The organism is Deltaproteobacteria bacterium, from assembly GCA_013151235.1.
Taxonomy (GTDB): Bacteria; CG2-30-53-67; CG2-30-53-67; order CG2-30-53-67; family CG2-30-53-67; genus JAADIO01.
The window spans coordinates 1-24,422 of record JAADIO010000009.1; the positions used below are offsets into that span (position 1 = coordinate 1).

The 24,422-nt window shown below is 54.0% G+C and carries 17 protein-coding genes and 1 pseudogene; 7 read left to right on the forward strand and 11 right to left on the reverse strand.

Features of this window, described 5'->3' with window-relative positions; all coding sequences use genetic code 11:
* The first annotated feature begins 328 nt into the window (after positions 1-328).
* A complete protein-coding gene (locus GXP58_02145; GenBank protein NOY52402.1) occupies positions 329-2,545 on the forward strand; it encodes a HAMP domain-containing protein in 2,217 nt (738 codons plus the stop codon).
* A 33-nt stretch (positions 2,546-2,578) separates the two neighbouring features.
* Positions 2,579-3,937: a sigma-54-dependent Fis family transcriptional regulator gene (locus GXP58_02150; GenBank protein NOY52403.1), complete on the forward strand. Its 1,359-nt coding sequence runs from the start codon at positions 2,579-2,581 to the stop codon at positions 3,935-3,937.
* Between the two features lie 30 nt (positions 3,938-3,967).
* Here the strand turns inward: GXP58_02150 and GXP58_02155 are convergent, their stop codons facing one another.
* Positions 3,968-5,080 carry a nitronate monooxygenase gene (locus GXP58_02155; protein NOY52404.1) on the reverse strand — a complete coding sequence of 371 codons (1,113 nt, stop codon included), beginning with the start codon at positions 5,078-5,080 and terminating at the stop codon, positions 3,968-3,970.
* Between the two features lie 364 nt (positions 5,081-5,444).
* Between GXP58_02155 and GXP58_02160 the strand changes: the two genes are divergently transcribed.
* On the forward strand, positions 5,445-5,849 hold the full coding sequence (locus GXP58_02160; protein NOY52405.1) for an NUDIX hydrolase: 405 nt from the start codon (positions 5,445-5,447) through the stop codon (positions 5,847-5,849).
* Positions 5,850-6,005: 156 nt separating this feature from the next.
* Here GXP58_02160 and GXP58_02165 read toward each other — a convergent pair whose 3' ends face one another.
* The 4 genes from GXP58_02165 to GXP58_02180 are packed head-to-tail and all read right to left on the reverse strand — an operon-like array spanning position 6,006 to position 13,422.
* On the reverse strand, positions 6,006-6,761 hold the full coding sequence (locus tag GXP58_02165) for a YHS domain-containing protein (GenBank protein NOY52406.1): 756 nt from the start codon (positions 6,759-6,761) through the stop codon (positions 6,006-6,008).
* Between the two features lie 50 nt (positions 6,762-6,811).
* The gene (locus tag GXP58_02170) at positions 6,812-10,276 is read right to left on the reverse strand and encodes an efflux RND transporter permease subunit (protein NOY52407.1); all 3,465 of its coding nucleotides are present in this window, start codon (positions 10,274-10,276) and stop codon (positions 6,812-6,814) included.
* A 44-nt stretch (positions 10,277-10,320) separates the two neighbouring features.
* Positions 10,321-12,087, reverse strand: a complete 1,767-nt coding sequence (locus GXP58_02175; protein ID NOY52408.1) for an efflux RND transporter periplasmic adaptor subunit — start codon at positions 12,085-12,087, stop codon at positions 10,321-10,323.
* 60 nt (positions 12,088-12,147) lie between these two features.
* A complete protein-coding gene (locus tag GXP58_02180) occupies positions 12,148-13,422 on the reverse strand; it encodes a TolC family protein (protein ID NOY52409.1) in 1,275 nt (424 codons plus the stop codon).
* Between the two features lie 36 nt (positions 13,423-13,458).
* On the opposite strand from GXP58_02180, the gene GXP58_02185 reads away from it, so the two are divergent.
* Complete coding sequence (locus GXP58_02185; GenBank protein NOY52410.1) at positions 13,459-13,719, forward strand: hypothetical protein; 261 nt, start codon at positions 13,459-13,461, stop codon at positions 13,717-13,719.
* Here GXP58_02185 and GXP58_02190 read toward each other — a convergent pair.
* The 4 genes from GXP58_02190 to GXP58_02205 form a co-directional block, all read right to left on the reverse strand.
* On the reverse strand, positions 13,705-14,139 hold the full coding sequence (locus tag GXP58_02190) for a hypothetical protein (protein NOY52411.1): 435 nt from the start codon (positions 14,137-14,139) through the stop codon (positions 13,705-13,707). The genes GXP58_02185 and GXP58_02190 overlap by 15 nt on opposite strands.
* 712 nt (positions 14,140-14,851) lie before the next feature.
* Complete coding sequence (locus tag GXP58_02195; GenBank protein ID NOY52412.1) at positions 14,852-15,271, reverse strand: hypothetical protein; 420 nt, start codon at positions 15,269-15,271, stop codon at positions 14,852-14,854.
* On the reverse strand, positions 15,268-15,798 hold the full coding sequence (locus GXP58_02200; GenBank protein NOY52413.1) for an OsmC family protein: 531 nt from the start codon (positions 15,796-15,798) through the stop codon (positions 15,268-15,270). The genes GXP58_02195 and GXP58_02200 overlap by 4 nt, the downstream gene beginning before the upstream one ends.
* Before the next feature lie 383 nt (positions 15,799-16,181).
* Complete coding sequence (locus tag GXP58_02205) at positions 16,182-17,687, reverse strand: sigma-54-dependent Fis family transcriptional regulator (protein NOY52414.1); 1,506 nt, start codon at positions 17,685-17,687, stop codon at positions 16,182-16,184.
* 158 nt (positions 17,688-17,845) lie between these two features.
* On the opposite strand from GXP58_02205, the gene nifU reads away from it, so the two are divergent.
* Both nifU and nifS read left to right on the forward strand, forming a co-directional pair.
* Positions 17,846-18,700 (forward strand): Fe-S cluster assembly protein NifU, encoded by an 855-nt coding sequence (nifU, locus tag GXP58_02210; protein ID NOY52415.1) that lies wholly within the window; start codon positions 17,846-17,848, stop codon positions 18,698-18,700.
* A complete protein-coding gene (gene nifS / locus GXP58_02215; protein NOY52416.1) occupies positions 18,697-19,878 on the forward strand; it encodes a cysteine desulfurase NifS in 1,182 nt (393 codons plus the stop codon). The genes nifU and nifS overlap by 4 nt, the downstream gene beginning before the upstream one ends.
* Positions 19,879-19,959: 81 nt before the next feature.
* Here the strand turns inward: nifS and rnr are convergent, their stop codons facing one another.
* Together rnr and GXP58_02225 are read right to left on the reverse strand one after the other, a co-directional pair.
* Entirely contained in the window at positions 19,960-22,062 is a 2,103-nt protein-coding gene (gene rnr / locus GXP58_02220) for a ribonuclease R (protein ID NOY52417.1), read from the reverse strand.
* Positions 22,063-22,110: 48 nt separating this feature from the next.
* Positions 22,111-23,358 carry an ATP-binding protein gene (locus GXP58_02225; protein ID NOY52418.1) on the reverse strand — a complete coding sequence of 416 codons (1,248 nt, stop codon included), beginning with the start codon at positions 23,356-23,358 and terminating at the stop codon, positions 22,111-22,113.
* A gap of 350 nt (positions 23,359-23,708) precedes the next feature.
* On the opposite strand from GXP58_02225, the pseudogene GXP58_02230 reads away from it, so the two are divergent.
* Positions 23,709-24,164 (forward strand): annotated as a pseudogene (locus tag GXP58_02230) (IS110 family transposase).
* Positions 24,165-24,422 lie beyond the last annotated feature (258 nt).

The window sequence follows — 24,422 nt, forward strand, 5'->3', positions numbered from 1 at the left end:
CACACGAACGGAATATCAATGACTTACACCGTTCGCCCTGAGCACGCCTGTCCTGAGCTGGTCGAAGGGTCGAAGGGTCGAACGGACTTTTACGACTTCATCAACATATCAGACTTTTCCGCATATTTCTTGCGGAGATCCCCGTTCTCAGTAGATTCCGTTGTACTTGATCCCCGATAAAGGGGCGGCTCAGTTGCCGGGAAAGGCGCTCCTGTCTTCTTGATCGGGATCTTCTCTTCTGATGTTTTCAACGTGGACTTTTTTCACAGGCTGCTATATAATTTTTTGAAATTATCTACACCCCCATTGCCTTGAGAAAAAAGAGAAAATGCAGAGCCGGGACCAGAAAAGACAACCTTCCCTCCGTTCCTTCCGCCGTTATTGGATTGCCGTTCTCGTGCTGCTGCTTCTGTCCGGGGTGACCCTCCTGGCCCGGGGGCATCTCCGGACCGGGGGAACCCTGACCTTCCCCGTCTCCGATTACGTGGTCCTCTTTGCCCTCGGACTGGTGATCGCCATTTTATCCCTCATCCTTCTCCTGATGGTTTTCCGGAACCTGATTAAATACTATTTCGAAGGGAGGAAGACCAAACCCCGTGCCCGAATCAAGACCAAGCTGATCATCGCCTTCGTCGGGTTCTCGCTGGTCCCGTCCGTCCTCCTCTTCACCACGGCCAGTTTCCTCATTACCTCCAGTATCGACAACTGGTTCAACGCCCGTGTCGACCGTTCCCTCCAGGAATCCCTCGACGTCGCCAAGGTCTATTACAAGAACTCGGAACTCAACGCCCTCTATTACGGGCGGCAGATCAGCCAACGGATTACGGACCAACGGCTCCTCAATGAAGGAGCCCTGGATGCCCTGAAGGAACTGATCAACCGGAAGCAGAAGGAGTACAATCTCGGCGTGGTGGAGGTTTTTTCCGCGACCCACGAGGAACTGGTCAAGGCGATGAACCCCAAAGTCCCTTCCACAACCTTTGTCGGGCCCCGTTCCGAGATTATCGAGATCGGTCTGAAAGGAAAGGAAGTCACCGACAGCGAACCGGCCGGCGAGGGGGACATCATCCGGGGGGTCGTTCCGATCCTCTCCTCCTGGAACCGGAAGGATGTGGTCGGTGTCCTCGTCGTCAATTATTATGTTCAAAAGAGCCTGACGGCCAAGATGATGAACATCACCCAGGCCTTCAACGAGTACCGGGATCAGGCGATGCTGAAAAACCCGATCAAGGGGATCTACGTCATGTTTCTCCTCCTGGTCACTCTGGTGATCGTCTTTTCCGCAACCTGGGTGGGGCTCTACCAGGCCCGGAAGATCACCATCCCGATCCAGGGATTAACCGAGGCGACGCACCGGATTGCCGAGGGAGATCTCGATTTCGTCATCGACGTGGAGTCGAAGGATGAAGTGGGAAGTTTGGTCGATTCCTTCAACCAGATGATGAACGATCTGAAGAGCAGCAAAGAGAATCTGGAACGGACCAACGTGGAACTCAAGGTCTCCAATGAGGAACTCGACCGGCGGCGGAGTTACATCGAAACGATCCTCCGCAACATCGATACCGGCGTGATTTCTCTCGACTGGGAAGGAAAGGTGACCACCATCAATCCGGCGGCGGAGCGGATGCTGGCCATCCCCATGGTCCAGGCCCGGGGCAAGGATTACCGCGGGGTGTTTCATTATCCCCAGTTGCTGGAGAGTATCCGGGTGGTGACGACAGGTCACAAAAAGAATTTTCGCCGGGAGTTCCAGCTCCCGACACCGACCCGGACCCTCTTTCTGAAGACCCAGGTGACGGTCCTGGAAGACGATCGGGGAAACTATCTGGGGGCGGTCGTGGTCCTCGACGATTTTTCCGAGCTGGTCCGTGCCCAGAAGGTGGCGGCCTGGCGGGAGGTGGCCCGGAGGATCGCTCATGAGATCAAGAATCCCCTGACCCCGATCCAGCTTTCGGCGCAGCGTCTGCGGCGCAAGCAGGAGAAGAAGTCCGACGATCTCGATGAGGTCCTGCAGGAGTGCACCGCAACGATCATCCGTGAAGTGGATGGGTTAAAACGGCTGGTCAACGAGTTTTCCCAGTTTGCCAAGATGCCCGATGCCCGCCCCACCCCGAACAATCTGCATGAAATCGTTTCCGAGGTCTGTGCCCTCTATGAAGGACACCGGGGGATCGAGCTGGTCCGGGAACTGGACGAGAGTCTTCCCGTGATCCATGTGGATCGGGAACAGCTGCGGCGGGTCCTGATCAACCTGTTGGAGAATGCCGTGGAGGCCATGGACGGCGAGGGGAGGATCCGGATTACGACCCGTTACAATCCGGACCTGCAGATGGCCACCCTCGAGGTCTGTGATGAAGGGATCGGGATTCCTCCGGAAGACAAGGGAAAACTCTTTCTCCCCTATTTCTCCCGGAAGAAATCGGGGACCGGTCTTGGGTTGGCCATCGTTGACCGGATCATCAAGGACCACGGCGGTTACATCCGGGTCAAGGACAATACGCCCCGGGGGACCCGCTTTATCATTGAACTTCCCACGGCGGCGTAGCGAAAGAAAAAAGAGTACGGAAGGAAAATTGCCATGTCGAAAGCACGAATCCTCCTTGTGGATGATGAAATGAGCATTCTGAAGACCTTGACCGATATTCTCGAGGATGAAGGGTTCACCGTGGAGAAGGCTTCCTCCGGCGAAGAGGCCTTGCGGATTTTTCCTGAAGTGGCTCCCGATGTAACCCTTCTCGATGTCTGGCTCCCCGGCATGGACGGGATTGAAGTTTTGAAAAAGATCCGGGAACAGGCGCCCGAGGCACTGGTGATCATGATGTCCGGGCACGGGACGATCGAAACAGCCGTCCGCGCGACGAAGTACGGGGCCTACGATTTTTCCGAAAAGCCCCTTTCCGCCGACAAGCTGATCATTATCATTGAGAATGCCCTTGAAAAGAAGCGGCTGGCCGAGGAGAACCGGAGACTTCGCCGACGTTTTGTCGCGGACTACGAAATCATCGGGGAGTCGGCGGTTATTCGGGAACTCAAGACCCAAATCGAGATCGCCGGTCCGAGCAAGGGCCGGGTGCTGATCTTCGGAGAGAACGGGACCGGCAAGGAACTGATCGCCCGACAGATTCATCTCCACAGCGGACGTTCCGCAAAACCTTTTATCGAAGTCAACTGTGCCGCCATTCCACAGGATCTTATTGAATCGGAACTCTTCGGCCATGAGAAGGGCTCCTTTACCGGTGCCGTGACCCGCCGAAAGGGAAAGTTTGAACAGGCCGACGGCGGCACCCTCTTTTTGGACGAGATCGGAGATATGAGTCTTTCCACCCAGGCTAAGGTGTTGCGGGTCCTCCAGGAACAGACCGTTCAGCGTGTCGGTGGATCGGAGGCCTTTGACGTTGACGTTCGGGTGATTGCGGCGACCAACCGTGACCTGGAAAAGGAAATCCGGGAAGAACGATTCAGGGAGGACCTTTTCTACCGGTTGAATGTTATCCCCTTTCGCGCCCCTCCCCTCCGGGAACGGCGGGAGGATATCCCCCTCCTGGTCCGTCATTTCGTGGAAGAGTACGCCCGGGTAAACGGCGTCAAGCAGAAGTCCTTCCTTGAGGAAGGGATGGAACTCCTCCGGGAATACCACTGGCCGGGAAATGTACGGGAACTGAAGAATATCGTGGAACGGATCATGATCATGGTCCGTAAGGAGACCATCGGGGCGGACGAGATTCCGGCGGGAATCCGTGTGGATGTCGGGCAAGCGGAAGATTCGGGCTACGCGGGAAGCCTCCGGGAGGCCCGCCTTGCTTTCGAAGGGGAGTATATCCGCCGTAAGTTGATCGAAAACGACTGGAATGTCTCAAAAACGGCCAAGGTTCTCCAGATTGAGCGGAGCAATCTCCACCGGAAGATCAAGAGCCTGGGGCTGGAGGAGGACAAATAAGACGGATCGACCGTTTCGATCCATGGATGTTCAGGAGTTGAGGGTCTTTTCCGCGACGGGGACCTCTGCCGTCAATTCCTCGATCAGGTCTTTCACATGAACCAGTTCCTTCACGCGCCAGCCGTTGCTGCCGGAGAAGAAGAGCCCCGTTTTCTGATCTCCCCGGACGGCATCGCTCAATCGGTCGGCAATGCAATAGCCCACCTTCCGGGATTTCTCCCCATGATTGCAGGGGACGATACAGTTTGAAATACACTCGATCTTCGGAGCGGTCCCTTCTTCGATGGTCTTTTGCAGGTGTGAGATTACTCCCCGGGCCGGATAGCCGACGGGGGATTTCATCAATGCAATATCTTCTTTCCCGGCATTGAGGACGACCTGCTTGAATCCGGGGGAGGCATCACACTCGTAGGTTCCAATGAACCGTGTAGCCATCTGGACGCCGGCGGCACCCATCCTGAGAAAACTTTCGATATCGGCCCGGTCCCAGATCCCTCCGGCGGCGATCACCGGGATCTCCCCCCATTTGGCGGCTTCTTCCAGGACTTCCGGCAGGATCTTTTCCAGTGCGTATTGGGGGTCCCGGCACTGTTCCAGGGTGTACCCCTGGTGTCCGCCCGATTTCGGTCCTTCCATGACCACGGCATCGGGAAGACGGTTGTAACGATGCTTCCAGCTTTTGCAGATAATCTTCAGCACCCGGGCCGATGAGACGATCGGCACCAGGGCGATTTCGGGATTTTCCGCATACTCGGGGAGTCTCAGCGGAATCCCGGCCCCGGTGATGATCAGGTCGGCCCCGGCATCGACGGCATCCTTCACGACCCGGCCGTATTCGGTGATGCAATGGAGGATATTGACTCCCACCGCTCCGTTCCCTCCGGCGATTTCCTTGGCACTCTTCACGATTCTAATCAAGGATTCCCGATGGTGCAGGTTGGCTGGTTTGAGGGGCCTTCCTTTCAGCGTCTCGACGAAATCGGGATATCGGTAACCGGTACAGACCCCGGAGATAATGCCGATACAGCCGTTCTTTGCGACGTTTCCGGCGAGATTGTCCCAGGAGATACCGACTCCCATCCCTCCCTGGATAATCGGATAGGGAACCTCGATATTTTTGATCTTCAACGGTGGGAGTTTCAATCAGTCTCCACTTTCGGGTAGGGTTGCCTCAAAGGTGAGCTATTAAATGAAGTCGAAAAGGGCCATGAATATGGTCATTTTTCAGATAGCGGGAAATGCCGGAGAAAAAGATGTTCCATCGGTTCTCCGATCCTCATTCCTTCAGACCTTTTGAAAACAAATAATGCTCTTACCATACAATAATTCAGGGAAACTATACCATAATTATCCCGGTTTTCCAAAGGAAAAATGCCGGGTCTTTCCATTGGCGATTCATCCGGATTGGGCTATAATCCGCTTATGAGGACGGCCGGCTGTCGGCGGGGATCGAAATTATACAACGGCCCATCTGTTTTTACCTGGGGGAAGAAAGGAGAGGCACTTGATAACGGACAAACCACGTAACCCGTTTCCCACGGTGGATCTTATTATTGAGCTGGAAGAAAAGGGGATCGTCCTGATTCAACGGAAGAATCCCCCCCACGGCTGGGCCCTGCCGGGGGGCTTTGTCGATTACGGGGAGTCGCTGGAGACGGCGGCGGTCCGCGAAGCAAAAGAGGAGACCGGACTCGATGTGACCCTGATCCGGCAGTTTCACTCCTACTCCGATCCGGCCCGGGATCCCCGGCAGCATAATATTTCCACCGTATTTATTGCGAAAGCTGAAGGGACCCCGAAAGCGGCCGATGATGCGAAGGAAACGGGGACCTTTACGAGGAAGACCCTGCCGGGAAAACTGGCTTTTGATCATGGACGGATATTGGAGGACTACTTTACGGGGCGCTACTGAGTAAACTCCAACAAGCACTTCAAAAGAAATTTACCACGGAACACACGGAGAAAAATAAATCATAGGAAGAACAAAATCAAAGGCGAAAAGCAATCACCGCAGAGTCGCGGAGGTCGCAGAGAAAAGCAAAACATGAAAAAGGCATTTTATGCATCTTTATTTTTCGTTGTTCAGGGACCGGATATAGTTGATTACGTTCCATCGGTCCTCTTCGGAGGTCGTTGTTTTCCAGGCAGGCATGGCGCCCCGTCCTCTGGAGATCTTGTAGAAGATATCTCCATCCGGATGCATGCGGACCATCCAGCCGGTCAGGTCCGCCGGTTTGGGGTTGAGGCTGTCGGCCAGGGCGCCTGTTCCCTTTGCGTCCTTCCCGTGACAGATGATGCACCGTTGTTCGAAGATCGTTTTTCCCTTTGCGATGGAGTTCTTTGTTGCCTTCACGGGGTTGATCTTTTCCGCCGCTTCGGCCGGGGCCATCCAGTGGGACTCTCCCATCATGTGGTGATCTTCCTGTCCTTCACTTTTGTTTCCTTCCATTTCCATCTCATGGTGTTCCTCCTGATCCGTTTTATTTTCTTCGTGTTTCATCTTCATGCCGTGATGGGAGTCTTCCTTTGTTTTTTTGATGTATTTTGCAGGATCCTGTTCAAAGGCCTTCCGGTCGGCATCGCCGCAGAAGTAGTAGGTCTTCCCTTCGTATTCCATCTTGCCCCCGGCCGCCGTTTCGGGGTTAATCTTCATCCCGCAGACCGGGTCTGTCACGGTCTTGCCCATTGTTTTCTCCATCATCCCTTTCATGTTGTGTCCCTTCATTCCCTGCATCCCCCCTTCTTCCGCGGGGAGGAGGGTGCAAAAAGAGAGGGCCATAAGAATGGATAGGATTCCGGATAAGATCAGACTCTGCTTTTTCATTTTTGCCTCCTTGTTTGGTTTTCCTGTTCTCAATTTTTAATTTTCAATCCCTAATTCCCGATTTTCGGTTCCGGGCCCCGAGTTCCCTGTCCCCGCCAGATGGCATAGATGGCGGGAATGACGATGAGGGTCAGGACCGTGGAGGTGACCATCCCGCCGATCATGGGGGCGGCGATTCGCCGCATGGTGTCGGCTCCGGCTCCATGCCCCCAGAAGAGCGGGAAGAGTCCGGCCATGATCGCCATGACCGTCATCATCTTGGGACGGACCCGCTCCACGGCGCCGCTCATGACGGCGCTGTAGAGGTCGGTGAGGGAGAGGGGGCCGCCTTTTTCATGCAATTTTTCCTCATAGGCCTGATCGAGGTAGATCAGCATGACCACCCCCGTCTCCGCCGCCACACCGGCCAGGGCGATAAAGCCGACCCCGACGGCAATACTCATATTATAGTGCAGCAAATGGAGGAACCAGACCCCCCCGACGATGGCGAAGGGGAGAGAGAGCATGACGATCAGACTCTCCGGCACGTTCCGGAAGTTCAGGTAGAGCAGAAGGAAGATGATCAGAAGCGTCACGGGGATCACAACCTTGAGGCGCTGATTGGCGCGTTCCATGTATTCGTACTGGCCCGACCAGACGATGCTGTATCCGGGCGGCAGTGAGACCTCTTCACGAATGACCTTCTGCGCGTTTTTTACATAGGTTGCCACGTCACTGCTCTTTAAGTCCACATAAATCCAGGCCGTGCGCCGGGAGTTTTCGCTTTTGATCGAAGGCGGTCCCTGGTGAATCGAGATATCCGCCAACTGGGTGATGGGGACCTGTGCCCCTTGGGGGGTGGGGACCAGTATCCTTCTCAGTTGCTGCAGGGAGTTCCGGAATCCTCTGCCGTAACGGAGGTTGACGGGATAGCGTTCCAGCCCTTCCACTGTCTCCGTGATGTTCATCCCACCCACGGCGGACTGGATCACATCCTCGACATCTCCTACGGTTAACCCGTAACGGGCCGCCTCCTTCCTCCGGATCTTATAGTCGAAGTAGTAACCGCCTACGACACGTTCCGAGTAGGCCGAGAGGGTCCCCGGCAGTTTGCGGACGATTGCCTCGATCTTCTTTCCCAGGTCGGAGAGAACCGAGAGATCATCACCCATGATCTTGATCCCCACGGGGGTCTTGATTCCGGTGGAGAGCATGTCGATCCGGGTTTTGATCGGCATGGTCCAGGCATTGGTGACACCGGGGAACCGGATCGCCTGGTTGAGCTTGTGAATCAGTTCCTTGACCGTGATCGTCCGTTCCTCGGGCCAGATCTTGGCAAGCGGTTTCTTGAGGAAACCGGGCCAGGATGAAAACCACCGTTTTACCGGGATCTTCCGCCACTGGTCTTCCGGCTTCAGCATGATCGTGGTCTCCAGCATGGACAGCGGTGCCGGGTCGGTTGCGGTATCGGCCCGGCCGATCTTCCCGAAGACATGATGGACCTCGGGAAAGGTTTTAATGATCTTGTCGGTCTGTTGCAACAGTTCCTTGGCCTTGGTAATTGAGATCCCCGGCAGGGTCGTCGGCATGTAGAGGAGGTCCCCTTCGTAAAGGGGAGGCATGAACTCCCCGCCGATCTTCTCGAGCGGAAAGAGGGTATCGACCTTTTCCAGAACGGACTTCAGGAAAGGATTGTGCACCTTCTGCACCACGAGCCGGTTGAAAGGGAGCAGTGTCAGGATACAGAGAAGGGCGAGGAGAATCGTCGTCTTCCGGTACTTTAAAACCTTTGTGATGATCGGCCGATAGATCCAGATCAGAAAACGGTTCACCGGGTTTTTCTCTTCTTTTGCGACCTTTTGGGGCCAGAGGACGATAAAGATGATCGCGGCCGTGATCCCCGCGATGGGAAGGCTGAAGGCAGCGAGACCGCCCGTAAAAAGTTTCAGAACTCCCCACAGGAACAGGAAGGAGAGACCTCCTGCAAGGAGCGAAACGACCCGCTGTTTTCGTGTCGTCCAGTGGGACGGCAGGAGAGTCGTCCGGACAAAGTACCCCATCATCACCGGAACCAGGGTCACGGAGAGAAGAGCGGCCGCCGCCATGGAGTAGGTCTTGGTGAAGGCGAGCGGTTTGAAAAGTCTTCCCTCCTGGGCCTGGAGGGTAAAAATCGGGAGGAAGGAGAGGGTAATGATCAAAAGAGAGAAGAAAAGGGCCGGCCCCACCTGTTTCGATGCGTCGAGGATAATCTCCCAGTGATCTTTCTTCCCTTCGTCCCGTTCCAGGTGCTTGTGGGCGTTTTCGATCATGACGATGGCCGCATCGATCATCGCCCCGATGGCGATTGCGATTCCTCCCAGAGACATGATATTGGCATTCAGTCCTTGTCGGGACATGACGATGAAGGCCATCAGGATTCCGACCGGGAGCGTAAAGATTGCAACGAAGGCGGAACGGAAATGGAGGAGAAAAATAATACAGACCAGGGCCACGACGATCGATTCCTCCACCAGTTTTTCCTTGAGAGTATCGACCGCCCGCTGGATCAGGCCGGAGCGATCATAAACCGGGACGATTTCCACGCCTTTGGGAAGTCCTGCCTTCAACTCGGCCAGTTTCTTTTTTACGCGGTTGATTGTGGCCAAGGCGTTCTCGCCGTACCGCATGATGACGACCCCGCCGGCTGTTTCCCCCTCTCCGTTCAGTTCGGCGATTCCCCGTCTCAGTTCCGGGCCGAGGTGTACGTCCGCGATATTCCGGATCAGGACGGGGGTCCCGTTCTTGTCCGCGCCGACGGGGATGTTTTTGACATCCTCAATGGAATGTATATAACCCAGCCCGCGGACCATGTATTCGGTTTCGGCCATCTCGATCAACCGTCCCCCCACATCATTATTGGAGCGCTGTATGGCCTTTTTCACCTTGGAGAGGGGAATATTGTAGGCCAGGAGTTTGTTCGGGTCGACCTCCACCTGATACTGTTTGACATACCCCCCGATGGAGGCGACCTCGGAGACACCGGGTACGGCGGCCAACTGATACCGGAGATACCAGTCCTGGATGCTGCGAAGTTTGGCCAAGTCATTCCGGCCTGTCTTGTCAACCAGGGCATATTCGTAGACCCACCCCACGCCGGTGGCATCGGGGCCGAGAGAGGGGGTGACCCCCGGCGGAAGTCTCTTGGCCGCATAATTCAGGTATTCCAGCACGCGGCTTCTGGCCCAGTAGAGGTCGGTCCCGTCTTCGAAAATAATATAGACAAAGGAGAAGCCGAAGAAGGAGTATCCCCGCACCACCTTTGCGTAGGGCACGGCAAGCATGGCCGTGGTCAGGGGATAGGTAACCTGATCCTCAACGACCTGCGGCGCCTGGCCGGGATATTTTGTAAAGACGATGACCTGGACATCCGAAAGATCCGGGATCGCGTCGAGGGGGATCTTCGTCATCGTATAGGCACCCCAGAACAGGATAAAGGCTGTTCCGAGGATCACCAGAAAACGATTTTTAATGGAAAGTTCAATGATTTTTTCAAGCATATTTTATCCTTGTTCTTCATGTCCTTCATGGTGAATAAGATTCTCTAATAAGAAATTTCGTTGCCGCAGTTCAGCATCTTCTTTCCCAGGTACGGGTTCTCCGCCGTTGTTCCTTTCTGCAACCACGGTTCCTTGACCATGGGACAGTAGAAGATGGAGAGTCCCAGCGCCCTGGCGCCCTTCGGGTCCCGGTCCTTGACATAATCGGCCAAGGCTTGGCTGATCGTCTTGAACCCCTTCCGGACGGTCTTGATATTTCCGGATAACAATTCGGGCGCAGAGACGGTCAGTGCCCTCGTGGTCCCGGCCAGGCTCCGGTCCTTGTCCGCGACCTTTATCTTCTCAGCGAGTGTTGCCATCTCCACGACCGAAGGTTTGATCCCTTCCAGGGTGTCGGACTTGAGTTTTCGCTGAATGACCAGGTAATCCTCCAGGATCCGCTCCATGGAGGTCCGGATCGTCTCCGGCAGAGGCGGGGCCGTCTTCATGCCCTTCATATTCTTCATCTCTTTCATTGCTGTTTTCTTTGCCGGAACTTTCTTTGCTTCCAACATCTTGTTGATCGCCTCTTTGAGATTGCTTTCGGAGTCGATCAGGAACTGTGCCGAGGTTACGACCCGTTCCCCTTCGGTCAGGCCGGAAAGAATCTGGTAATACCCTTCGCCCTCGGCGCCGAGCTTGACATCGCGGGGGAGAAACTTCCCTTCGCCCCGGCTGAGAATAACAATGTTTTTCTCACCGGAACGAAGAATGGCTTCCTCCGGGATCACGAGCGTGGATTTCGATACCCTCGAACGGATCGAGACATTGGCATACATGTCCGGTTTCAGTTTCCAGTCCGGATTCCTGAATTCCATCCGGACCTTGACGGTTCGTGTCTTTTTGTCGAGAAAGGGGTAGATGTACGAGATCTTCCCCCGGTACGCTCTTCCCGGAAGGTAGGAAAGAGTCATTTTTACATCCTGCCCCAAACGCAGCCAGGGAAGCTCATACTCATAGATGTCGGCATAGACCCAGACATCGGAGATGTCGGCGATCGTATAAAGATTCATCCCCGGTTTGACGTACATCCCCTCCTGTACCTTTTTATCAATGACCACGCCGCGGGTAGGGGAATGGAGAACAAGGTCCTTCCTGATCTCGTTGCTCTTTTCGATCTGATCGATCTGCCGGGAGGTGATGTCGAAAAGTTCCAGCCGTTTCCGGGTGGAGGAGAGCAGGGTATCCGCTCCTTCCGAAACGGTGGAAAAGGGGCTTGCACCGAGGGACTTTTTGTATTTCAATGCGAGCAGGTATTCCTGCTGGGTGGAGACCAACTCCGGGCTGTAGATGGAAAGAAGGGCGGTGCCCTTGTCGACATCCTGCCCGAGAAAATCGACGTAGAGTTTTTCTACCCACCCTTCCATTTTGGTATGAATATGTTCCACACGCCTTTCATCGTAGCCGACACGGCCCACGGTCCGGATAGTCCGGGAGAGCGCCCTTCGTTCGACCGGAGCGGTCCGGACACCGATGTCCTGCACGGTGACCGGATCGATTCTGATCGTACCCGGCTCGCTCTTGTCTTCCTCTCCTTCATAGACCGGGATCAGGTCCATTCCCATGGGAGACTTGCCCGGTTTGTCCCGGATATAAGTCGGGTCCATCGGGGCCTGCCAGTACTTGACCTTTCTGGCCTTCCGCCCTCCGTTTGCGGAACTCTTTCCCATGGCGGGGGATTTCTCCGGATGGGAAGTGCGCCCGAATTGGTAGCCGGTATAAAGCGTCGCTGCCAGGAGAATCAATATTAAGATCGGTTTTCGGATGTTCATAATTTCCCCTCATGTTTGTTCATCGCGTTTCCAGGCATTGCGAAAAAGGACCGTTTCCCGTTAAAAGAGTCTTTCATCAACAATCGCCTCCATCTTGGCCAATTGCTTCTCGTAGTCGGTCAAAGTGCGGGCATAGGCCAATTCGAATTTCAACAGGGTAAGCTGGTTGTCAACGAGGGTCAGAAAATCAACCTTGTTGACCTGGTACCCTGAAATAGCGGAGTCCAGGGACTGCCGGGCCTGGGGCAGAAACCCTTTTTTGTAAAGCCGGATCAGGTTTTTCTCCTTTGCGATCTCGGCAAACGTATCTTGAATCGCAAAGAGAACCCGGTTCTTCACTTCGTTATAGGTCGACTCCCTCCGGGCCAGTTCCGCCTGGGATTCGATCACCCCCTGGCGCTGTTTCCTTTTGGCATAGAGCGGAATGTTAACGGTGACAAAGGCGCTGAACCAGTCATTGCCGGGAAAGTTGGCCCCCTCTTCCCGCTGCTTGTAGGTGACGGCGAAGTTGAAGTCGGGCAGGATGGCCTTTTCGGCAAAGTGAAGGTCCGCCTCGCTCCCTTCAATCAGTTTCTGCGCCGCCTGCAGAGGCAGACTCTTTTTGAGGGCCTTTGTTTCCAGTTCCTTCAGGGTGAAAGGAAAAGGCGTGGCGGGCCGCTCCTCCGGATCCGCCAGCGGTGTCTCCGGCGCCCGGTTGAGGAGTGTATTGATCCGGGCCTTTGCCGTCTCTTTCTTTTGATGAAGGACAATCAGTTCATTGATAATCCCGGAGAGTTCCACCTGGGCCTTCAGCACATCCTGCTGCAGACCCTTCCCGACGGAATACTTGGTTGCGGCCACGTCGGCCAGGCCGGAGAGAAGGTCTCGGTTTCGTTTGTTGATCCGGATGGACTCATTGATAAAGAGGAGATCGAAATAGGCGTCCTTGACCCGCCGGATGATCTCCGTGACCCGGTCCCGGTAGAGGGCATCCATGGAGTCGGCCCGGAGAGATGCCGCCTTTTCCTTCAGGGCCAGTTTGCCCGGAAAGGGAAACTTTTGGGAGAGGCCGATCACTTTTGACGTCGGCAGAAAGGCGTCGAACGAGGGATTGGAAACCGGGACGTTATCGACGCCGATGGTCAGCATGGGATCGGGAAGGGCGCCCGCCTGCGGGGTCGCCGCCCGGAAGGATTCTACCCGGTTTTTGAGGGTACGGATCTCGGGATTTGCCTTGACGGCCTCATCGATCAGTACCTTCAGTGTGAGTCTCTCCTGTCCGTATGAGACCGCCGGGAACACCCCGGTTAGAAAGATTCCCCATATGGAAATTGCAAGCAGTAAACCCTGTGCCATTCTGCGCTCCTTTCTTAAGTGCAGCATGGATAAAAAATGTCTGGAATTTCAAACAGTTTGAAGTTCTTTCCGAAGATATCCCAGAAGAGGGACCCTGTCAATTCTCCGGAGCAGTTCTCCCCGGGAATCCCGGGAGAGGACAAACCGGTCCTGCTGGGAGAAAAAAGGTTCGGGATGGTGTACTCGGCATCAGCCTTCATGTTTGCCTCGTTTTTGAGATTAAAGTCCTGTGGAATCGAGATAAAAAGGAGCTTTCCGATTTTGCACGGGAAAGATCCCTCTCTACTTCGTCCGTGAAATCAGGTGGATCTGGTAGAAAATCCGGCTTTGAATTCGGCTTCCCTCTTTCGGGGTCGTCTTGATCAGGATCGTCCCCACGGATCGGTCCGAGGGGATAAAACGGGCAAGCACATTCTCGAACCAGCCGTGGCTTTCATTGAAGATCCAGAACTTCCAGATCCCCGGATGGAGCCGGGTGACCGGGAGGTTCGGCCCCATGGCAATCCAGGGAGTTTCTCCGGATTGATCGCAGCGGCCATCTGCATAGGCGAGAAGGAAGGAATCGCTTCCGACCCGGGATTCGTATTCGAGGTTTCCTTCCATCCCTTCGGGGATCACGAGGGTCGCGACCGATCTTCCTACCATTCCGGTTGTCTGAAATCGGATGAAATTTTCCGCCGAAGGAACAGGTTTCTTATGTATGGTTTCAGAATTCATGTCTCACTCCTTAAAAAACATTTGCCGGGTTGGATTGCGGCACGGGACGGGTCGTCGTAGGCCTGGCCTTAAGAGGCAGGAGGTGTCCCCATACCTGTAGACAGACCGTTCTTTCAGCGGAACTGAAGAATCCGGACGGCTCGACCTGTAAGGAGTGATTCAGATCAGAAAGGCGCTGTTGAGCAGGAAAACGGAACGTGTCCCTTGTGGAAAAAGTAAGGACCTGTAAAGGAATGACGGATTACCGGAAGCGGGGTAGACTGCTCCTTCCACCACCGAAAGGGTGCTGAAAAAAGAACCCTGATTTCCATCGGGATGAAAAACCGGGGAAGAGATCCCTTGTGAAAGAATCAGGCTGCAGTTACAGAGAGGGCATTGAACCGCATGGGAATGCGAAGAGGAAGTCCCTTTCTGCGAAGTGTCCGGATTGCACCTTTGATCTGCCGCTGAACTTTGGCAACCCTCGACCGCCCCGGCCTGCTGTTCCATGCCTGAGGAATGATTCCCCGGCAGACAGGAGCAGAATGCGGGAGTGGTCTGGAGAAGCAACAAGAATACCGCGAGAAAGGATATCCTGAAGCTCCACTGTGACCTGCGCTGTCTCTGTAAACTTTCCATATCAATTACATATGATAACTGTACAATAATCGAAAGTCAAGTTCCCCGAAAGAAATGTTTTTCACGCACTATCCGGACTGCGGGCACTATTGCTTTACAGAGAGATCGAACCCTTTGCTTCCGCCGTGAGTTCAATCAGGCTCATCGCCCCCGCCGCCCGGACGCCCGGTAGAAGATCCGCTTCCGTGATCTTCTTGTTCGCCATGGTCTGGGTGCAACACTGAATCTCGACGCCCAGGTCGAGGGCTTCCTCGATCCGTTGGGTGAGGGTTGGGACCCCCGGTAGGGGGGTCTCCTCTTTTTCAATGGCTCCTTGAACCATGAGTTCTACCCCTGCCTGAATACAGTAGAGGACCGTCCGGTAATCGGCGGCGGCGGCGAGGCTTGCGAACATGAAGGCCGAGCGGGCCCGGGCGATATTATCAAAGCCGGAGGCCAGGAGCACGACATAGAGGTCGGCCATACTCTTGCTCCCGGCATGATCGGTGGACCGTTCTTTTTCCTCGTTGATCATTGCACCTCCAGTTTTGTCTCGATCGCCACCGGTCGACTCAGGGTGACCCCGACGGGAGAGGTTTTAATCACATGTTCATGGAGATCCTGCAGCGCCTGTGCATCTGCTTTCCCTTTGATCTTGACGGTTGCCTTGATATTCTTGTAGCCCGGAAGTTTGTCCATGTTCAGTTCTTCCGGAGGCTCCAGGCCGAGGAAACCCGGCAGATCGATCTCCCCTTCCAGGTCGATATTGATGTCTTCCAGTTCGATTCCCCGGGCCGCGGCGTTCATGGCATAGCCGATGGTCAGGCAGGCGCCGTAGGCCTGAAGGACCATCTCGACCGGGTTGGCCGCCGTGTCGGTTCCGCAGAGCATCTCCGGTTCGTCGGCCAGGAGGGTGAAGTCTCGAGAGCAGGTCCAGACCTTGAATCCTCCTTTCCATTTTGTGTTGGCCTTCCAGACGGTCTTGCCAGCGGTCCAATTCTGTTTGACCCCTTCTACGGTTGCTCCCAATTTTTCCAGTTCAAGTCCATTGAGCATCGTCATGATGATACCTCCTTTTCGGTTGTAAGGATGAATGAAACATAAATTAACGAGAATAGATTCTGCAAGTCTTGTACCAACACTTTCGCAAGATCAGTCCGATTGTTGTCCGGGAAATGTCCAGACCGAAGAGTATCTATAAATATCGAAAGATAACCGGTTGATTTATAGAGTCATTATTGTGTTGGGATTTTCCGGAGAGAAGAGCTTCCTTGAGAATACTTTGTGCAAAGAGAAGATCTGTTTTGTCTTTGAAAGAGGGAGGATGAGATATTTTAGTGCAAATGTTGCAAATTGCAATGTTTTGCGGGGTTCTGTTGGGGTGGAACGCCGCGACCGGTTCCCTCTGCCCATGTAAGATGATGGCGACGGATTGCAAGTTGCAATCATTGATGTTTCTTCAGCTTTCTCCAAAGGGTCGAAGTGTCGATCTTTAAAAGTTTCGCTGCCTTCTTTTTGTTTCCCTGCGTCATGTTCAGTACCTTCAGGATATGGGTCTTTTCCATCGCATCGAGGGACCAGTTTCCCTCCGGAAGATTCTTCTGAAGGGTGAGAGCGGTCGGGAGGTCTTCCGGCTCAATCGTATCGCCTTCCGTGACGGCGATGGCCCGTTCAATGGCGTTCTCCAGTTCCCGCACGTTCCCGGGCCAGGGGTGACGTAGAAGGAGTTCCATGGTCTCTCCGGAGACCCGCCGGATATTTTTCCCCGTTCTTTTTGCAAAGCGTTCCAGAAAATACCGGGCGAGGAGCGGAATATCTTCCCCTCTTTCCCGAAGAGGCGGAAGTGCAATCCGAATGACATTCAACCGGTAGAAGAGATCTTCCCGGAATGTCTTCGATTCCACCGCTTCGGACAGGTCCTTATTGGTCGCGGCGATGATCCGGACATCGACGGTGACGGGGGTTGTGCTACCGACCTTGAAGAAGGTCCCGTCCTGGAGGACTCGTAGAAGTTTGGCCTGCAGGGCGGGGCTCATCGCCTCCACTTCATCCAGGAACAAAGATCCGCCGTGGGCCTCTTCAAATAATCCTTTCCGTTTTGATGTGGCACCGGTGAAGGCCCCCCGGGTATGTCCGAAGAACTCCGATTCGAGAAGGGATTCGGGAAAGGCGGCACAGTTGACGGAAATGAAGGGCTTCTCCCTGCGGAAACTGTTGTAGTGGATCGCCCGGGCGATCAGTTCCTTGCCGGTCCCGCTCTCCCCGGAAATGAGGATGCTCGACGGCATGTCGGTGATCTTTCGAACCAGTTTGAGGACCTCTTCCATCCGGTCACTGCAGGAGATAATCCCCCGGAAATTGTAGTAGCGCCGCTGCAGGTCCGCCTTGTTCCGGACCTTTTCGAAAATCTGTGCATTCTCGATGGCCAGGCTCAACGGAACCGTGGCGGCCCGGAGGATGCTGAGCAGATCCGGGTCGGGGGTGTAAGGGGTATGGGTAATGACGCAGAGGACGCCGACGACCTTTCCCTTGGCAGCCAGGGGGAGCCCGGCATAGAATTCCATTTCTTCCCGTCGGATCGCATCCCGGGTAAAGCGGGGATCCTCCGATGCATGGGAATCGATGATGACCTCCTGATTGCATTCGGCGATTTTGCCGCACATGCACTCCCCGATCTTGACCTTCTTTTCGGAGAGGTCCCTGACTGCGGAATCGCTGAGATTCCGGAAGGAGACGGGGACCATCTCCATGGTGGAATCATTGATGACGTAGATCACGCCGGAATCGACCCCCATGAAATCGATGATCCGGGAGAGTGCCTCATCGAGGATCGGTTTGAGTTCCAGGGTCTGCCCAACGGTGAGGGCGATCTCATAGAGGACGGACAGGCTTCGGTACTGTCGTTCCAGGTCATTGACCGATGCGGGAAGAGATGGAGTTTCATGATGCATGGATTCCGCTCCTACAGAATGGTTCCTGCCATTGGGCCGCAACTCTTGCTATCATACCGAACAAAAAAAGAGAAGGCAAATGGTGTTCCACACCCCGCTGACGGTTTTGCACCCCTTGTGGTATAGTAAAACAAATTGAACAGGGAGGCGCTGAGACCATGTGGAACTATTCGCAAAAGATGATGGATCATTTCCTGAATCCCCGCAACGCCGGGGAGATTGAGAACGCCGATGCCGTGGCGGAAGTGGGGAACATCACCTGCGGCGATGCCCTCCGGCTGACCCTGAAGGTCGACGAAGACGAGCGGATCGTCGATGCGAAATTCCAGACCTTCGGGTGCGGGAGCGCCATTGCCTCTTCGTCGGCCCTGACGGAGATGATCAAGGGGAAGACCCTCGATGAAGCGGCCAAGGTTACGAACCGGGATATTGCCGCTTACCTCGACGGACTTCCCCCGGAAAAGATGCACTGCTCCGTCATGGGGATGGAGGCCCTGGAGGCGGCAATCAATAACTACCGGGGAATCGAGACGCCGGCGGAAGACCGGGAAGGGGAGATCGTCTGCAAGTGTTTCGGCGTGACCGACAAGAAGATTGAACGGGTCGTTCGGGAGAACAACCTGAAGACCGTTGATGACGTAACCCACTACTGCAAGGCCGGCGGGGGGTGTGGGGAGTGCAAGCCGCAAATCGCCGGGATCCTGGAGCGGGTCCGTCACGAGATGCGGCCCCCGTCCGGTGTGGAGCGGCGCGTCCGATCCAGGGGTAAACTGACCAACATCGAGAAGATGCAGCGGATCATGGAGACCCTTGAACGGGAGATCCGGCCCGCCCTGAATGCCGACGGCGGTGATATCGAACTGATTGATATCGACGGCGACCGGGTGCAGGTCGCCCTCCGGGGAAGTTGTGCCGGGTGTGCCGCATCATCAGTTACCCTGAAGATGAGTGTCGAGGCGAAGCTCCGGGAGTTTGTTTCCGAAGAGCTTACCGTAGAAGAGGTGGAGTCATGAAAACGGTCTACATGGACAACAATGCCACAACGAAGGTTGATCCTCAGGTACTCGATGCGATGCTTCCTTATTTTACCGACCTCTACGGGAACCCCTCCAGTATGCATCTCTTCGGCGGGCAGGTCGGGGAGGCCATGACCCGTGCCCGGCGGCAGGTGGCCGATCTGATCGGCGCCGATCCTTCAGAGATCCTTTTCACGAGCTGTGGTACCGAGAGCAACAACACGGCGATCCGGGGGACCCTGAAGTCCTACCCGGAGAAGCATCACATCGTGACGACCCGGGTGGAACATCCCGCGGTGCTGAACCTTTGTCGGGAACTGGCCCGGGAAGGGTGCAGCGTAACGGAACTTCCCGTCGACCGGCAGGGGGAACTTGATCTAGACCAGCTCCGGGATGCCATCACACCCGGGACGGCGATCGTCTCCGTTATGTACGCCAACAACGAGACAGGGGTGATCTTTCCCGTAGAGGAGATTGCAGAAATCGTTCACGAGAAGGGAGCTATTTTTCATTGCGATGCCGTGCAGGCCGTGGGGAAGGTCGGAATCGACATGGCAAAGATCCGGATCGATCTCCTTGCCATCTCCGGCCACAAACTCCACGCTTCCAAAGGGATCGGTGTTCTTTACGTTCGGAAGGGAACGCGTTTCCGCCCCTTCCTCATCGGGGGGCACCAGGAACAGGGGCGGCGGGGCGGGACGGAAAACGTCCCCTCCATCATCGGCCTGGGCCGGGCCTGTGTGTTGGCTGCGGAACAGATGGAAGAGGAAAACCGGCGGGTCCGGGCCCTCCGGGACCGCCTGGAACAGGGACTCCTGGAGGCCGTACCCTACGCCTACATCAACGGTCATCCCGATCACCGTCTTCCGAATACGACGAACATCAGCTTCGAATATATCGAAGGGGAGGGGATCCTGCTGCTCATGAGCCGGGAAGGGATCGCCGCTTCTTCCGGTTCGGCCTGCACCTCGGGATCGTTGGAGCCCTCCCACGTTCTCCGGGCTATGGGGGTTCCCTATACCTGTGCTCACGGATCGATCCGCTTCTCCCTCAGCCGGTTCAACACCGAGGAAGAGGTTGACTACATCCTCGAAAAACTCCCTTTCATTATCAGCCGACTTCGGGAGCTTTCCCCTTATTGGAAGCGGCGTGACAGTTCGCCCTTACTCAAATAGAAACAAACCTCACCGCAGAGACCACACCGTACTTGACCCCTCGGCGAGCGATCCCGGGAACGCTTTCGTTTCGGGTAAGTTTCAGACCGGCCCGAAGGTGATTTCTCTATCTTCAATGTCAACATTCTCTACCCTGACCGTTATTTCATCCCCAATGGTGAAACTTTTCTTTTTCCTTCTCCCGATGAGCCTGAACCGGTCTTCATCGAACCTGTAATAGTCATCGGACATGGAGGAGACACGAAGAAAACCCTCCACAAAAATCTCCTTAAGCTGAATCCTCAGGCCGTGAGCATTAACACTTGTAACGAACCCAACGTATTCGTTTCCGACCTTGTCCTTCATAAACCATGTTCGCATTGCTCTGACAATCTCTCTCTCCGCCTCGTCGGCCGTTCGCTCGGTGGCTGAAGAATGAGCGGCGATCTCCGGTAGAACACCCTGGAGATAACTCCTCTTCTTGTCCGTGATACCCTTGCCGGAGAGAATATCCTTAAGTACCCTGTGGACAACCAGGTCCGGGTAGCGCCTTATCGGGGAGGTGAAGTGGGTGTAGCTCTTTGACGCAAGGCCGAAATGGCCTGTATTCTCAGTTGAGTATTTCGCCTGCTTCAGGGACCTCAGCAGAAGGATATTCAGCATGGGAGCCTCCTTCTTTCCCTGGATCTTCTTCAGTATGGACCGGAACGCGGCGGCACCCGCCCCCCTGGGCTGAAGACCGAACGTCTTTAAGATCGGTCTTAATTCGTCGAGTTTGGAATTATCCGGCTCTTCATGGACCCTGTAGAGAGACGGCACATCGAGACCTTCAATATAGGAGGATACGGCCTCATTGGCTGCGATCATAAATTCCTCTATGATCATGTGACTTATGTTCCTCTCCGTCTTCATGATCGCCTCGGGGCTCCCCTGCAGATCAAGGAGTATATACGGTTCAGGCAGGTCAAAATCGAGACTTCCCCGTTTTACCCTCGATCTTTTCAGGATCTCGTACAACTCCCCCATCGTCTCAAGGTCCTCCAGGAGAGAATCGTATCTCTTCCTTTCAACCGGATCATGATCCATGAGGATCCTGCCGACTTCGGTATAGGTCAACCTCTCATTGCTGTTGATGACGCTTGGATAAAAGGCCTTCTTCGTCATCTTCCCGTCCGTGTTTACATGCATCTCAGCCGTAAAGGCAAACCTGTCCGTTTTTGGCAAGAGGCTACAGAGATTGTTCGAGAGCGTTTCCGGAAGCATCGGAATCACCTGCCCGGGAAAATAGACGCTGGTACCCCTCCGTCTTGCCTCAATATCAATCCCGGACTCCCACCGGACATAATGGCTGACATCCGCGATATGTACATAGAGAATAAAACCGCCTTTTATCTTTTTAATCGATATGGCGTCATCGAAATCCTTGGCGTCCACCCCGTCAATCGTGACCGTCGTAAGACCGCGGCAGTCGACCCGGCTCCCGGGACGTATCGCCGGACTGAACCCCTTTGCCTCCTTAAGCACCGCGGGGGCAAACCTGCGGGGAAGGGAGTGCTCCTCGATGATCATATCGATCTCAACTCCGGGGTTATCAGCATCCGGAAGGACCTTCAGGATACGTCCCTCGGGAGGTCTCGTCGGTGTCGGATAAGTTGTAAGCTCGACCAAAACAAGGTTGCCGCTCTTTGCCCCCTTCCTGTTAGCGTTGCTGACAAGGACATCAAAGGGAAGGTTTTTCCCCTTAGGTGCAACAAAATAGCTCCCTTTCTCATGACACAGCTTTCCGATGATCCTCTTGCGGGCACGCTGGAGGATCTTGATGATCGCGCCGTCCCTCTTTTTATGGCTTTCCACCCTCGCGATGACCCGGTCTCCGGACATCGCACCCATGGTCTTTCTCCTGGGAATAAAGAGATCCGCTTCTTCTGATTTCTCCGGCAGGATAAAACCGTAGCCGTCCCTGTGCCCCTGAAATTCTCCGGTGATCAGGTTCATTTTGTCTGCAATGCCGTACAGACCGGAACGGGTCCTGTATATACTGCCTGAACTTGTAAGGGATTTCAGTACACGCCTCAAGGACCCGGGCCGGCCGGAAAAGACCTTCAGGTTTCGGGCGATCTCCTTCATCCCGACGGGTTTTGAGGTCTTCGTCTTCAGATACTTGAGGACTGCATCGCCCTCTCTTAATTTTTCAGGTTTTTTCATGGTTTCGGTTCAATCCTCCAAATAATATATCAAGATACCCCCAAAAACCTAAACAAGATAGACAGGCAGAAATGCAATATCCTTGTTCCTGTCAAAGAAACAGTAATTCTCAGACAATACGATCATTCTGTCCACCGGATACTTTTCCCTGAAATGAAACACCGCCCTGCCTCCCTTATTCGAAGCTAATAGGGATTTCACCTCTATAGCAATATTCAGCCCTTGGGCCTCGATCACGAAATCGATCTCGGCTTTGGATTTTGTACGCCAATAATGAACCTCGTAGCCCCTTTTCAACAACTGCCCTGCCACAAAATTTTCATTTAGGCATCCCCTGTCCGTCCTTTCGTCCAGAGGCTGGAAATTATTGATGACCATATTGCGGAAGCCGTTATCCCAGAAATAGACTTTTGGAGTCTTGGCAATTTCCGTACGTCTGTTCTTGCAAAAAGGAGTCAGTCTTTTAATGACAAACGTCTTCTCCAGTATGGCCAAATGGCTTCGGAGCCGGCTGAAGTTGAGAGATGAGACTTGGCCCAGTTCGTTATGCACGATCATAGACCCGGCCTGAAGAGAGAGCGCCTTCACAAGTTTCCGCAATTCATTCTCCGTGCTCAACTGCAGGATGTCTCGAATCTCCCGCAGCAGATACGTATTATAGATATTTTTTAAAACCGTTATTTTCTCTTTCTTGCCCTCAGCAAGTACGACCCTGGGATACCCGCCGAAAATGGCATATTCGTGATAGTGTTTAAGGATCTCCCGGCCGACGTGTTCAGAAAGTTTCGGGGGTGTCTTTCGTTTGCCCTGCATGTAGCGATCCGTCTTCTCCTTGGCATCGAGATAGACGTTTTCATAAAGTCCCGGCTCCCTGTAGGCCAGGCACTCCTGGAAGGTAAAGACGGGAAGGTGAAAAATAAAGATGCGGCCCACCAGGTATTTGATGGCCTGATGGGTGAGGTCCAACACCGATGACCCTGAAATAATAATCTTGATCCCGTAGGTGTCATAAAGGTATTTCAGCTTTTGGCCTCCGTCCGCGGCATACTGAAACTCGTCAATGATAAGATAGTCCGCTCCCTTTACATGAATATTGAAGAAGGCTTTGATATCCGTGTTGAAAAGGCTCAAAAGGTCCCGGTCCTCAAAGTCCAGAAAGACAGCCTTACTGAGCGACTTCACAATTTGTTTTAAAAGTGTAGTTTTTCCGGATTGGCGTGGACCAATAATAGCCAGTATCTCAGGCGTGGGAAGATATTTTCTGATAATTGCTTCGAGATCACGTTTTATATACATAATTTTGGCAGGGTTATTGTTTTGATATACTTAAAAATAGCAGGGTTGTATATGGATGTCAATTCTTTATTACAGCTTGTCTTTGTCGGATTCCGGTCCGCTCTTACTCAACGCTTGCTTGACCCCTCGGCCATTGATTCCCCGTAATGGGTCCGGACCCTTTCGATGTAAACAATCTTTTTCTTTTCATGGGCGAAATGAGTGTTTTAAGACTATATGGGGGAAGGGGTGGGTAGCTGTTATACCTATCCGTTACCATGGTCTGATAATCATATAAAAGGCACCTCCCCAGCATACCAACGAATTTTGGTATGCTGAGGTAACCCAAAACCTTTCAAAGGAGGTGCCAGATGAAATTGTACACAGCATTTGATCTGCATTCAAACAATAGTTATCTCGGGATTATTGATGAGAAGGGAAATCGGATTGGGAAGAAAAAGCTTCCCAATGAAGGCAATGTCATTTTGGATGCTCTAAAACCCCATGGGAAAGATATTGAGGGGATTGTGGTAGAATCGACATACAACTGGTACTGGCTGGTTGACCTTCTCATGGACGCAGGGTATAGCATGCATCTGGCCAACCCTTCGGCCATTCAGAAGTACTCCGGGTTGAAACATATGGATGATAAGCACGATGCCTTTTGGTTGGCAGAGATGTTACGCTTAGGGATTTTACCGGAGGGATATATCTATCCCAAGGAGGAACGTCCGGTTCGGGATTTGCTCCGAAAACGGGGTCACCTGGTCAGGCTCAGAACGTCCCTGATTATCAGTCTTCAGAATATTGTCAGCCGAAACTGCGGGTTCAAGATCAATGTGAATGATGTGAAGAGGCTGAAAGAAAACCGGATCCATCCTCTGTTGGAAGAGAATGAGGACCTGGCCCTTGCCGGCAGCGTCAGCAAAGAGGCGATCGACTTTCTGACCCGTAAGATCCAACAGATTGAATCGGTAGTTCTGAAAAAGATGGCTTTGAATGCATCCCACAGTTTTCTCCTCAGCATTCCGGGAGTGGGAAAGATATTGGCCCTGACCATCATGCTGGAGAGCGGCCCCATCGGG